Below are 12,439 nucleotides of genomic sequence, written 5' to 3'. Positions count from 1 at the left end.
GTTTCATTAATGAAAGCCATATGACAGTTAATGGTATTGAATATGGAAGATTTCGCAGACGTGCTTTGGCAGCCGATAAGGCAGCAGTTTTTTCAACGCGATTAGGGAGAGCTTTATCTGACGTGCGCCGGAGCACGGGCACGTAATCAGAGAAAGAAATCGCTGCCATGGAAGCGTTGCCGTTTCCACGCAGCGATCCTGTTGGAGGACGCGAAGGTCCGTTGCTTGAACATTGGACCTGAATTCATGAGATCAGATTAAAACGCCCCTGCTATTCCATGACGATCTGAACCTTCACGTCGGTGGGGTTGCCGCTTGCGGCTTCCTCGAACGCCTTGATACCGTCCGCGAAGGCAAACGAGCGCGAGATGAACGGCTTGACGTCGAGCCGACCCGATGCGATCAACTGGATCGCCCGCGGGAACATGTTGGCGTAACGGAACACCGATTCAATCCGCACTTCCTTGATCTGGACGGCGACAATATCGATAGGCACGGCTTGTTGCGGCATCCCGACGAGGACGAGGCAACCGCCGGGACACAGCAGATCGACAATACCCTCGAACGCTTTTTCATTGCCGCTTGCTTCGAACACCACGTTCGCGCCCCAGCCGCCGGTGAGTTCCGACACCACGTCCTGTACGCGCTGGTCACGAATGTTCACTGCGGTCACGCCCTGCACGGCGCCAATCAACGCCAGCTTCTCCGGCACGAGATCGCACACGATCGCGCGGCTGCATCCCCCGGCGAGTGCGGCGAGCGCACACATCATGCCAATCGTGCCGGCACCCAGAATAACGGCTACGTCCCCCGGTTTTATCGCCGCCTTCGTGGCCGCCTGCATGCCGATAGCCAACGGCTCGACAATCGCGCCTTCCGCGAAACTCACGTTGTCGGGCAGCTTGAACGTGAACGCCGCCGGGTGCACGACGAACGGCGTCATGCAACCATGCACCGGTGGGGTGGCCCAGAAGCGCACGCTCGGATCGAGGTTGTACATGCCTTCTCGCGACGCGCGTGACTCCATGTCGGGGACGCCGGGCTCCATGCAGACGCGATCGCCGACTTTCAGGTGCTTCACTTCATCGCCGATCTGGATCACGGTTCCCGCCGCTTCGTGACCCAGGACCATCGGCTCATTCACAACGAACGGCCCGATCCGGCCGTGCTGGTAGTAGTGGATATCGCTGCCGCAAATGCCGACCGTGTTGATGCGAATGCGTACGTCGCGTGCGCCAACCACTTGCGGCAACGTGAACGGGCGCAAACTGATGCGGCGCGCTTCTTCGAGAACCAGTGCTTCCATGATTGAAGCCCTCTGCTATGAGTAAAAGTAGTGAAATCAGCCGGCCTGAAAACCGCCGTCTACAGCGAGGCTTACGCCGTTGACCATGCTCGAGTCGCCGCTGAGCAGGTAGGCGATCGTGCGTGCCACTTCATCGGGCTGCACGAATCGTTGCAAGGGAATGCGGGCAAGCATGGGCGCGGATTTCGCGGGCTCGCTCCAGACCTTCTCGGCCATCGGCGTCAGCGTGATGACCGGGTTGACCGTGTTGACGCGAATACCATGTACGCCCAGCTCGACCGCCATCACGCGGGTCAGCGCGTCGAGCGCAGCCTTGGACGCGCAATACGCTGCGTGCAACGGCGTGCCGACCTGCGCGGCCATGCTCGATACATTGACGATCGCGCCGCCCGTGCCTCGCGCGATCACACCACGCGCGTATTCCTGCGCGATGATCATCGCGGCGCGCACGTTGACCGCCATGGTGATATCGAAGGCATCGACTGATGTTTCGAGAAACGGCGCCAGATCCGCAATGCCTGCGCAGTTCACCAGCAGATCCACGGGCTGCAAAGCACTGGTTTGCTGCGCCGCTGCGAGCGTGGCGGCAGCATCGGCGAGATCGACGGCGATCGTCTTGCACGAGATCGTGTTGCTCAGCGCGTCGAGATCCGACTGCGACCGGCTCAACGCAACCACGTGTGCTCCACGCTCCGCCATGAGGATCGCGGTTGCGTAGCCTATGCCCTTGCCCGCCCCGGTGATGAGGACAGTCTTGCCGGCGAATTCGCGATTGCGGTCCACGTTCATCGTTCTCTCAGGGTTCGTTGCAAAGACGCTGTGCGGTGTCTTCGTCAGTGACGAGCACCGACGGATAACGGCCGCGCAGCGCCGCTCGCGTGACGGAAAATTTCTTCGCGCCGCCGCTGACCAGCACGACACGCCCAATCTTGCGCAGGTCGTCCAGCGTGATGGCGACCGTGCGGCGATTGAGCGGGTGATCGATTGCTTCGCCGTCGGCATCCATGAAATGCCCTAGCATGTCGCCCACTGCACCCGCCCTTTCAAGCGTGCGCACTTGCTCCGGGTCGTTGATGCCGTAGGTCACCACCAACGACTCCGTCAGATCCCCGCACGTCAGCAACGCCAGATCGGATTGGCGTGCGCGTTCGTAGGTCTCACGCACCGCGTCCTCCTGCAGGAGCATGTCGCGTACTTTTTGACTGCTTACATAGATCGGCGCCGCGAACAGGAAGCCATCGGCCTGACATAGATTGGCGAAGTCGGACACGATGTCGAAGGTGTTGATGCTCGGGCAATGCGACAGTCCACCTTGCAACGACACCGCCGATACCGGTCCATACGAGCGCTGCGGCAGTGCCCGCAGCACGGCGCGAATGGTGCGTCCCCAGCCAAGTCCAATCGTCTGCCCCGCCTCGATCTGCCGCGACAGATAGTTAGCCGCGCCAATGCCGAGCGCGGCCATGTTGGCGTCGGTGTCGGCCCCTGTCGGCACCACCACGGCGGCCTCCAGGCCGAAGCGTTTTGTAAGCGCTTCCTCCAGCGCAACGCATGGCGCGATCCGGCTATTAATGGTGATCTGCACCATCCCGGATTCACGGCTTGCGGCCAGCAGCCGGTTGACGCGCACGCGGTTACTGCCAATATGCTGCGCGATTTCCTGCTGCGTGAGGTTGCCGACGTAGTAATGCCAGGCCACCCGCGCCTGCAGTTCCTCCTCGGGATCGGCGGATGAGTCGACGGAGGGTTCTGCAAGCGAGGGGACGGCAGTCGGTGCGGATTTATTCATGAGCTTCATCTATTTCTATAGGGACGGACGGATCTTAGTTCACCCGTCATTTCACCGCGCCCATGGTAAGCCCCTGCACCAGCCGGCCCGACACCGCCAGTGCGAACACGACCATCGGCAGCACGATCAGCGTACCTGTCGCCATGATTTCGCCCCACGGCAGTTCGTACCCGCTCATGTAGCTGGTCGCGGCCACCGGCGACGTGATGGCGTCGGTGCGCGTAAGAACCAGCGCATACAGCAGGTCATTCCACGAAAAAATGAACGCGAAGATTGCCGAGACAACAATGCCGGGCATGGCGAGCGGCAGATTGATACGCCAGAAAATACGCCACGGCGACGCGCCGTCCAGGCGCGCGGCTTCATCGAGTTCAACGGGAATGCTGCGGAACTGATCGGTGCAGATCCATACGACGATGGGCAAGGAAAATGTCAGATACAGCAGGATCAGCACGATGTGCGTATCGACAAGATCCAGCTTGGTGGCGATCAGGAAGAATGGCACCGCCAGCACGACGGGACTCACCATCCGGTTCGAGATGAACCAGAACCAAAGGTCCTCCTTGCCGCGAAACTCGAAGCGCGCAAGTGCGTAGGCAGCGGGCGTGCCAAGCAGCAGCGACAGGAAAGTCGCACTGCTCGCCACGATCAGCGAGTTCAGCAGGCTATGCGCCACGTCATGCTCGAACAGCGCGTCAATGTAATGGCTCAGCGTTGGCGTGAACACCCAGACCGGCGGCACGGCGAGCGCGTCGGCCTGGCTCTTGAGGCTGGTCGTGACCATCCAGTAGAACGGAAATACCGACGCGAGGAATACGATCAGCAATCCTATAAAATGCCATCCCGTTGCACGACGCCGGGCGTTTCTCGCACGACGCGCACGAGGCGACAAGGGCGTGGAGGACGGGTCCAAAGCAGCGCCGGTATCCGTTGATGTGCTCACACAGCCTCCCGATAAACAAAACGAATGTAAAGCCGCGACAGCACGATCGTGAGGATCAGAAGGATTACTGCCTGGGCGGACGCCATGCCTTGATCGAAGAGGCGGAACCCGACACGCTGGATATAGATACTGATGAATTCAGTCGCCGTGCCCGGGCCGCCGCGCGTCATGGTGAATACTGCGTCGAACATCTTGAGCATGTCGGCCGAACGCAGGATCAGGATGGCGGTCAAGCCCGGCAAGAGATACGGCAGTTGCAGATGCCACAGGATCTTGCTCCATTTCGGCGTCTCCAGGCGCGCGGCTTCCTCTGCTTCCTTCGGCACCATCGAGAGCCCCGCCAGCAGGATCAGCGCGCAGAACGGCGTCCATTGCCAGATGTCCATGATCATCACGGAGACGAACGCGAGTGTGGGATCTGCGAGCCAGTCGAGCGGCGCAATGCCGAACAGGCTCAGCAAATAGTTGACCACCCCGAACTGGCGGTTGAAGATCAGCCGCCCGATCAGGCCGACCACGGCGTAGGTGGTCGCCATCGGAACAACCAGGCCTACGCGGGCGGCCACACGAAACCACGCCAAGCCCGAACGATGCAGCATCAACGCGGCGAACATGCCGAACGCTATCTCGATTGGCAACGTCAGGCACAGGAACACCACCGTGCGGCCGAGCGCACCCCAGAACGAAGGATCGGTGAGGGTGGCGATGTAGTTATCGAGTCCGACAAATGGCGTGCCTGCAGCGACGTCGGCTAGCTTGTACAGATGAAACGAGTTGTAGACCGCAAGCAGCAGAGGATAGATGCCGATGATCGCCAGCGCCGCGACTGCCGGAAACAGAAACCAGAACGCGGGCGAACGCGGCATGAAACGAAAGCGTGCGCGCGGTCGCGGCCGCATTGCGCCGGTCGCCGGGGGAACCGTGGTCTTGAGCATGAACCTTCTCCGCGGGGGATGTCCTGACTGGGAGCGCAGCGAGGCGGCACCAATGCGCCTCGCCGCGCTTGCTTTACTTAAGCAAAGGCTTCTTGCCGTCGTAATAGCCCGCCTTGCTCAGGATCTCTTCCGTCTTGTCGCCGATCGTCTTCGCACCGTCTTTCACCGACACCTGGCCCAGCATGATCTTGCTGCCCCATTCGCCGATCACTTCAGACACTGCCGGCCATTCCGGGAAACGCGGCCGATAGTCAGGCACGCCGCCCTGCCACGATTCCACCATCGGTTTCACGAAGGGAAATTTCTGTTGCACCGCCGGGTCTTTGTAGACCCCCATGCGGCCGCTGACACCGCCCGCGTCCAGATAGGGCTTCGCCATTTCCGCAGACGTGATCCACTGGATAAAGAGCCACGACGCCGCCTGCTTCTTCGCATTCGACTTCGCGTTCACCGCCAGCGAGAATCCACCGAGCGCCGGCTTCAGTCCTGCAGGCCCCGTTGGTTCGGTCGTGATCGCGAGACAGTTGCCGATCTTCGACTTGCTCGGGTCCGTGAGCGTTGGGTAGAACGCCGACCACTCGGTGATCATCGCGACCTGTCCTTGCGCAAGCGCATTCACCGCCTCCGCGTGGTCGTAGTCGACAATGCCCGGCGGCATGTATTTCATCAGCTTCTGCCGATATTCAAGGCCCGCTTGCGATTGCTGCGACATCAGATTCGATTTGAATTTGGCATCGAGAAGCGAGCCGCCGTTCGGCCAGAGCATGCGCATGAAGCTATCGGCGGATTGCGTTTCTCCACGACGCGACTGCAGTGCGTACGCGAACTGGTTCTTGTCGGGCTTGGTCAACTTCGGCGCATAGACGTTGAGCAATTCGTCCCAGGTCTTCGGCGGCTCGTTAAACCCTGCGTCTTTCAACATGCACTTGTTGTAGAACATCAGGCCCGAGTAGTTATCGAAGGGCAGCCCGTACGTCGTCTTGTCCCAGGTGCCGAACGAGTCGAGCAGGATCGGGAAAAAGTCCGGCAGGTTGAGCTTCGGGTCGGCTAGCTTCGGGTTGTCGGTGAAGGTCTTGATGGGTACGAGCCACTTGTTGCTCGCAAATTCACCGATCCACACCACGTCCACCAGCACGACGTCCTGGTCCCCTCCGCCCACGAAGTTGAGCACTTCCTTCTCGCGGGTATTCTCGTAAGGGACCACTTCGGTGCGCACTTTGATGCCGGTCTCTTTCTCGAATTGCGGGATCAGCGCCGAGGCCGCCTTGTAGCCGGGGCGGTCCAGGAAAACGGCCTTGATGGTGGTGCCCGAATACGGCTCGGCCGCTTCTTTCAGCGTCCAGGCGGACGCATTCGATACAGCGAGCAACGATGCCGTAACGCCCAGCACCGCGAATGCGGTGGCCTGCGTGTAACGCTTCTTCATGACTGTCTCCTGGGAAGTTCTTTTTAAAATGCCCAATAACGATCAGGGCCGGTTGAGTTGCTCGAAGCAACGCCTCACGGCCGACGCTCATCACCTTTCATGACGATCCTGCAATTCGCTGCCTCGCTTCCACCGATTCCGTTTCCGCGTTCTGTTTCACTTGTAATTTCAGTTTTACAATTGTATATTTGGACGCGAGCGGGTTGTCAAGAACAAATTATCTAAGGCGTTGCATGCTGCATCGCAAGGCAAAAGCAGGTGCCAACACCCATTCCATTGCTCGCCGGCATGCGGCACGAGCATCTGAAGGAGACATGCATGAGTGCAGTTCAATTGCATCAAATCCGCAAGGCGTTTGCTGGTACGGAGGTGTTGAAGAGCGTGGACATTGCGGTGACGGACCGTGAATTCATGGTGTTTGTCGGCCCTTCTGGCTGCGGTAAGTCCACGCTGCTTCGCACCATTGCCGGCCTGGAACGCAGTGATTCGGGACAAGTACTGATCGGCGGTGAGGACGTTACGGACCTGGAACCGTCGCAGCGTGGCGTGGCCATGGTGTTCCAGTCGTACGCGCTGTATCCGCATATGTCGGTGTACGAGAACATTGCGTTCGGACTCCGGATGATCAAGCTGCCCGAAGCGCAGATCAAGGAACGCGTGCAGCGCGCGGCGCAGATCCTGCAGATAGAACAGTTGCTTGAACGCAAGCCTCGCGCATTGTCTGGCGGTCAGCGCCAGCGGGTGGCAATCGGACGCTCGATCGTGCGTGAACCGAAGGTGTTTCTCTTCGACGAACCGCTATCCAATCTCGATGCGGCGTTGCGTGTACAAATGCGGCTCGAACTCATCAAGCTGCACAAGCAGCTCAATGCAACGATGATCTATGTCACGCACGACCAGACCGAGGCCATGACCATGGCGGATCGGATTGTCGTGTTGAATCAGGGCAAGGTCGAACAGATCGGCTCGCCGCTGGAGCTTTATAGAACGCCGGTGAATCGATTCGTGGCGGGGTTCATCGGCTCGCCGAAGATGAATTTTCTGCCTGTCACCGCGCAGCGTGCGGACGCAACCGGTGTCACGATCGGCTTGCCGGGCGGCACGCCGATCACGCTGCCGTTCAGTGCGGAGGGCGTGAAAGCCGGCGATAAACTGACCTTCGGCATTCGTCCCGAGCATCTGGCGGAAACCGCGGCAAGCGGTGCGCAGGGGAAGTTGTCGGGGAAGATCGTAGTCGTCGAGCACCTTGGAGGTGAAACGCTGCTGCATGTCGATCTGGACGGCGACGCGACGATCCAGGTGAAAGGATCGGGCGAATCGATGGCGGTGGACGGGCAATCCATCGACGCCGGTTTCGGCGTGAGGCATGCCCATCTGTTCCGCGAAAATGGCGAAGCGCTGAAGCACTCACAGACAGTGGCAGCGAGCGCGACTGCGGCTTAAGGCCTCGTCATTCCCTCATGTTTGGATAAACCCGGGGCGACCAGCCTCGGTGCGCGCGAATAAGCGCGCTTCAAACGGTGATCGGCGATACCTCGTCGTATCCCCCACTCCTCGTTCGAAATACACGGCCGCGCTGCCATTGTCTTGTGCATGACGGCACTTTATCGGTGCCTGTGCGCGTTCAAATCCCACTCCGGTGCATACAAGCGAGGCCAAAACATCTCGCGGCAAGCCTTTTTCATATGGCACACTTCATGCATAGTGAATTTTATTCAAGTAACTTGAATACACTCACTAACCCCACTTTGCGGCGTGGCCGCACGGGAGCATCATGCATAAGTCACTTCGCAGGTTTGTTTTGTCGATGGCCGGCGCGCTTGCGCTGTGCGCGTCGATCGCAGGTCACGCGCAAAGCGGCGACCTGCTTGCCCAGATCAAAGCGAACAAGGAAATCACGGTGGGAACGGAAGCGCGTTATGCGCCGTTCGAATCCGTCGAAAACGGCAAGATAGTCGGCTATGACGCTGACTTGCTGCAATACGTGCTGAAGTCGTTGCCCGACGTCAAGCTCAAGCAACTCGACCTGCCGTTCCAGGGCTTGCTGCCGGGCCTCGACGCAAAACGCTTCGACATGGTGATCACCGCCGTCACCGTCAACAAGGACCGGGCGAGCCACTTCGCGTTCACGCTGCCCATTGCCGACGCAACCGCGGGCGTCCTGGTGCGTTCGAACGACGCGTCCATCAAGTCGCCCACTGATCTGAACGGGAAGATCGTCGGATCGCAAACAGGCTCGGCGCAGTTGCAAGCGCTGATGACGCTCGACAAGAACCTGAAGGCCGCCGGTGGTCCGGGCATCAAGCAGATCAAGCAATACGTCGCCTTCGATGAGGCCTACGCGGACCTCGCGGTCGGCCGGCTCGACGCGGTCGCGCAATCTGTCGCGAATCTCGGGCCGTTGCTGAAATCGCGTCCGGGTGTATTCGCCGTATTGCCGCAAAGCATTGGACCGAAGAGCTATTTCGCGTGGGTCGCACGCAAGGACGCGGACAGCGCAACGCTGCTCAAGCTCTTTAGCGACGCGATCGCTCACGCGAATCATGACGGCACGATGAAGGCACTGCAAATGAAGTGGTTCGGCACGACCATGGACGTCCCCGCCGACGCCATGCCCGAGCCGTCAATGTATGCAGCATCAACCCCTATGAACCCACCCGATCTCCTCGCGCGTTGTCTCGGCTATCTGCCGCAACTGCTGGACGGCGCCATGACGACACTGTGGCTCTCGGCTATCGCGGTGGCATGCGGCTTCTTCGCGGGCATCTTCATCTACATGATGTCGGCGAGCAAGAGCCGTACGCTAGCCGCCGCCTCGCGGGTCTATGTGAGCATCTTTCGCGGCACGCCGGTGCTCGCGCAATTGCTGTTGTTCTACTACGTGCCCTCGGGACTCGGGTGGGCCATCCCCGGCGTGGTCGCAGCGGCAGTGGGTCTGTCGATGAATACGGCGGCGTACCAGTCGCAAATTCTGGGTACCGGCTTTCGCGCGATTCCGCGCGGGCAGATCGAAGCGGCGCAGACCTTCAATCTCACACGCCGCCAGACCTTGTGGCATGTGGAGATTCCGCAAGTCGTCGCGTTGACGCTGCCGGCGCTGGTGTCGGAAATGATCGATATTGTGAAGGCGTCGGCGGTGGTCTCGGTCATTGCGGTCACGGACCTCATGCGCGTCGGGCAGCAACTGTCTTCGGTCAGTTACCGGCCGCTCGAGGTCTATACGCTCGCTGCCTGCTTTTATCTCGCGATCACTTCGCTGCTGTCGCTGGCTGGCCGGGGAATTGAACGGCGTGTGGCGGGTCGAGGGTGAGCCGAACATGAACAGTTTCCTCCCGCTCATACCGCGCTTCGCCGAAGCCATCCTGGTTACGCTTGAGGTCAGCTTGCTCGCGGCCTTCATTGGCGCGATGGTTGGCTTCGCGCTGAACGCGCTGCGGCTGCGGTTTCCGCGCCGGCTTGCGGCACCTTATCGGTTCTATGTGTGGCTCGTGCGCGGTACACCGTATCTGTCACAACTGGTGATTGTCTATTTCGGCTTGCCGGTGATCGGCATCACCATGACCGCTGTGCAGGCCACTATTGTGTCGCTTGCGTTTTATTCAGCCGCGTACTTCGCGGAGATTTTTCGCGCCGGCTGGGCCAGCATTCCGCGCGGACACGGGGAAGCGGCCCGCGCATTTGGCATTAGCCGATGGTCTGCTTTTCGCAGCATCGAAATGCCTCAGGCGATCGCTTTCGTCATTCCGTTGCTCGCCAATCAAACCATTCTCGTCATCAAGGAAAGTGCGGTGGCGTCGATCATCACCGTGCCTGAATTGACGATGACGGCAAGCGACATCGTCTCGTCGACTTATACGTACATCGCTCCGTACGCGATGTTGATCGTGTGCTACTGGCTCCTTACGCAATGTATCGCCCTCGCCGCCCGCTGGGCACAGGTGCTGATTGCTCCCTCGCGGAAAACCTCATGAGTTCATTGCCCATTCTCGAACTGCGTGCCGTGGGAAAATCGTACGGCGCTAACCGTGTGCTCAAGGGCATCGATCTCGCCATAACGCGCGGAGAAATCGTCTCGCTGATCGGGCCGTCGGGTTCCGGCAAGACAACCGCTTTGCGCTGCATGAACTTTCTGGAAGCCTACGATGAGGGCGAGGTGTGGATCAAAGGCCAATTGCTCGGCTATCGCTCCGCAGGCCGTTCGGAACGCGATCGCGATAGTGAAAAGAGCATCGCGGAAGTGCGTCGGCCTGTGTCCATGGTGTTCCAGCAATTCAATCTCTGGCCGCACATGACCGTGCTCGGCAACGTGGCCGCGCCGCTGGTGTTATCGAAGAAAACCGGCAAGGCCGATGCCCATAAACGGGCTCTGGCCGCACTGACGCGGGTTGGCCTTGCCGAGAAGTCCGATGCGTACCCGGCATCCCTGAGCGGCGGTCAACAGCAACGCGTGGGCATCGCGCGGGCGTTGGCAATCGAACCCGAAGTCATGCTGCTCGACGAGCCGACTTCCGCCCTCGATCCGGAACTCGTGGAAGAAGTACTAAGCGTGATCCGCTCGCTCGCGCAAGACGGCATGACGATGGTCATGGTCACGCACGAGATGAGCTTCGCCGCCAAGATCTCGGACCACGTGGTGTTCATGGAGGCCGGGCAGATCGTTGAAGCCGGACCGCCCGGGCAAATCTTCGGCAACTCTCGCACGCCGCGCTTGCAGCAGTTCCTGAAGCCGTGGTTCGACCGCAGCCTTACCTCTGTCACGGCGGCCGCATGAACCCGAATGACGCACTTGAGGCCGCTTCTTTTATCGATGCATCGCGTCTGCTCCAATCGATAGAAACGCTCGCCCGCTTCGGCGCGCGTGATGACGGTGGAGTGGATCGCCCCGCGCTGTCTTCGGTCGATATCGACGCGCGGCGTTTTCTCGTTGAACACGCGCTCGCGCTCGGCTGTACGGTTCATACCGACGCGTGCGCTAACTTGTTTTTCCGTCGGCCTGGTCTTGAAGACCTTCCACCTGTGATGACAGGCAGCCATGTAGATACCCAGCCGACCGGCGGCAAACTCGATGGCTGCTATGGCGTACTCGCGGGCCTCGAATGCCTCGCCGCGCTCAACGACGCCGGTATCCGCACGCGCCGCCCGCTCGAAGTGGTGGTATGGACCAACGAAGAAGGCACGCGCTTCCAGCCGGGCGCCATGGGATCGAGCGCGTTCGTCGATCCCGCATTGATGGAGCGCTACGGCCAAACGAAAGACGCCGATGGCATCTCGCTCGACCGCGCGCTCGTCGCGCATCGCGAAGCTTTTCCATCGCTCGAGGAACGCGTTACAGACAAGGCCGCGCACGCGTTCATCGAGTTGCATATTGAACAAGGGCCCTTATTGGAACTCGCCGATGTTCCGCTGGGCGTGGTGAAGGGAATTCAAGGCGTGCGATGGTATGCGGTGCGTTGCAAGGGAGTCGCGGCACACGCCGGCACCACGCCAATGCATGCCCGCCACGACGCCATGACGCTCGCCGTATGCATTCGTGCCGAGATCTCGGCCTTTGCGCACCAACTAGGCGGCGACGATACGCGCGTCACCTTCGGCCGCTGGACTGTGCTGCCGAACTCGATCAACACAATTGCATCGGACGTCACGTTCACCATCGATTTCCGTCACCCGAACCCGGCGGTGCTCCACGCGTTCGATCGGCAGTTGGCGGCTTGCCTCGCCCATCACGCCGTGACATCGGAAGCGCTGTTCATCCATCCTCCCGTCGTCTTCGCGCCCTCCGTAGTCCAACGCGTGGCCGACGCATGTCACGCGCTCGGCACGCATTCGCTCAACATCACGTCGGGCGCATTCCACGACGCCATGTATCTCGCGAGACATTGCCCCAGCGCGATGCTGTTTGTTCCGAGTCGCGGCGGCATCAGTCACAACCCGCAGGAAGCCACCGACGACGATCACCTCGTACTGGGCACACGTGCGCTAGCGCATTGCCTGGTTCATCTCTGTAACGAAGCACCTTGAAACCGATACGACTGAAGGAGTC

Annotated in this window: 11 protein-coding genes; 5 read left to right on the top strand and 6 right to left on the bottom strand. The window is 60.3% G+C overall.

Going from position 1 to position 12,439, the window contains the following annotated elements; genetic code table 11:
* Positions 1-271 precede the first annotated feature (271 nt).
* From FH08_RS0119555 to FH08_RS0119530, 6 genes are all read right to left on the bottom strand, one after another.
* Positions 272-1,306 carry an NAD(P)-dependent alcohol dehydrogenase gene (locus FH08_RS0119555; RefSeq protein ID WP_031359958.1) on the bottom strand — a complete coding sequence of 345 codons (1,035 nt, stop codon included), beginning with the start codon at positions 1,304-1,306 and terminating at the stop codon, positions 272-274.
* 36 nt (positions 1,307-1,342) lie between these two features.
* Positions 1,343-2,095: an SDR family oxidoreductase gene (locus FH08_RS0119550; protein WP_031359957.1), complete on the bottom strand. Its 753-nt coding sequence runs from the start codon at positions 2,093-2,095 to the stop codon at positions 1,343-1,345.
* Between the two features lie 7 nt (positions 2,096-2,102).
* A complete protein-coding gene (locus FH08_RS0119545; protein WP_031359956.1) occupies positions 2,103-3,095 on the bottom strand; it encodes a sugar-binding transcriptional regulator in 993 nt (330 codons plus the stop codon).
* Positions 3,096-3,141: 46 nt separating this feature from the next.
* Positions 3,142-4,038, bottom strand: coding sequence for a carbohydrate ABC transporter permease (locus FH08_RS0119540; RefSeq protein ID WP_035566658.1), 897 nt, complete (start codon positions 4,036-4,038; stop codon positions 3,142-3,144).
* Positions 4,035-4,973 carry a carbohydrate ABC transporter permease gene (locus tag FH08_RS0119535; protein WP_051888374.1) on the bottom strand — a complete coding sequence of 313 codons (939 nt, stop codon included), beginning with the start codon at positions 4,971-4,973 and terminating at the stop codon, positions 4,035-4,037. Before FH08_RS0119535 ends, FH08_RS0119540 begins: the two co-directional genes overlap by 4 nt.
* Before the next feature lie 73 nt (positions 4,974-5,046).
* Positions 5,047-6,399 carry an ABC transporter substrate-binding protein gene (locus FH08_RS0119530; protein ID WP_031359953.1) on the bottom strand — a complete coding sequence of 451 codons (1,353 nt, stop codon included), beginning with the start codon at positions 6,397-6,399 and terminating at the stop codon, positions 5,047-5,049.
* A gap of 318 nt (positions 6,400-6,717) precedes the next feature.
* On the opposite strand from FH08_RS0119530, the gene FH08_RS0119525 reads away from it, so the two are divergent.
* From FH08_RS0119525 to FH08_RS0119500, 5 genes are all read left to right on the top strand, one after another.
* Positions 6,718-7,842 (top strand): ABC transporter ATP-binding protein, encoded by a 1,125-nt coding sequence (locus FH08_RS0119525; RefSeq protein WP_031359952.1) that lies wholly within the window; start codon positions 6,718-6,720, stop codon positions 7,840-7,842.
* A 331-nt stretch (positions 7,843-8,173) separates the two neighbouring features.
* Positions 8,174-9,709 (top strand): ABC transporter permease subunit, encoded by a 1,536-nt coding sequence (locus FH08_RS53445; protein WP_235210416.1) that lies wholly within the window; start codon positions 8,174-8,176, stop codon positions 9,707-9,709.
* A 7-nt stretch (positions 9,710-9,716) separates the two neighbouring features.
* Entirely contained in the window at positions 9,717-10,370 is a 654-nt protein-coding gene (locus tag FH08_RS0119510; protein WP_031359951.1) for an amino acid ABC transporter permease, read from the top strand.
* On the top strand, positions 10,367-11,170 hold the full coding sequence (locus FH08_RS0119505; RefSeq protein WP_031359950.1) for an amino acid ABC transporter ATP-binding protein: 804 nt from the start codon (positions 10,367-10,369) through the stop codon (positions 11,168-11,170). The genes FH08_RS0119510 and FH08_RS0119505 overlap by 4 nt, the downstream gene beginning before the upstream one ends.
* On the top strand, positions 11,167-12,417 hold the full coding sequence (locus FH08_RS0119500; RefSeq protein WP_031359949.1) for a M20 family metallo-hydrolase: 1,251 nt from the start codon (positions 11,167-11,169) through the stop codon (positions 12,415-12,417). Before FH08_RS0119505 ends, FH08_RS0119500 begins: the two co-directional genes overlap by 4 nt.
* The last annotated feature ends 22 nt before the right edge of the window (positions 12,418-12,439 follow it).

It is taken from the genome of Caballeronia sordidicola (assembly GCF_000729995.1).
Taxonomy (GTDB): domain Bacteria; phylum Pseudomonadota; class Gammaproteobacteria; order Burkholderiales; family Burkholderiaceae; genus Caballeronia; species Caballeronia sordidicola_A.
This window is presented reverse-complemented; position numbering and strand designations above follow the sequence as displayed.

Bases quoted from the DNA above. Each gene is read 5' to 3' on its own strand.
- FH08_RS0119530 (WP_031359953.1), bottom strand. From the start codon at position 6,399: ATGAAGAAGCGTTACACGCAGGCCACCGCATTCGCGGTGCTGGGCGTT.
- FH08_RS0119525 (WP_031359952.1), top strand. From the start codon at position 6,718: ATGAGTGCAGTTCAATTGCATCAAATCCGCAAGGCGTTTGCTGGTACG.
- FH08_RS0119535 (WP_051888374.1), bottom strand. From the start codon at position 4,973: ATGCTCAAGACCACGGTTCCCCCGGCGACCGGCGCAATGCGGCCGCGA.
- FH08_RS0119545 (WP_031359956.1), bottom strand. From the start codon at position 3,095: ATGAATAAATCCGCACCGACTGCCGTCCCCTCGCTTGCAGAACCCTCC.
- FH08_RS0119500 (WP_031359949.1), top strand. From the start codon at position 11,167: ATGAACCCGAATGACGCACTTGAGGCCGCTTCTTTTATCGATGCATCG.
- FH08_RS0119505 (WP_031359950.1), top strand. From the start codon at position 10,367: ATGAGTTCATTGCCCATTCTCGAACTGCGTGCCGTGGGAAAATCGTAC.
- FH08_RS53445 (WP_235210416.1), top strand. From the start codon at position 8,174: ATGCATAAGTCACTTCGCAGGTTTGTTTTGTCGATGGCCGGCGCGCTT.
- FH08_RS0119550 (WP_031359957.1), bottom strand. From the start codon at position 2,095: ATGAACGTGGACCGCAATCGCGAATTCGCCGGCAAGACTGTCCTCATC.
- FH08_RS0119555 (WP_031359958.1), bottom strand. From the start codon at position 1,306: ATGGAAGCACTGGTTCTCGAAGAAGCGCGCCGCATCAGTTTGCGCCCG.
- FH08_RS0119510 (WP_031359951.1), top strand. From the start codon at position 9,717: ATGAACAGTTTCCTCCCGCTCATACCGCGCTTCGCCGAAGCCATCCTG.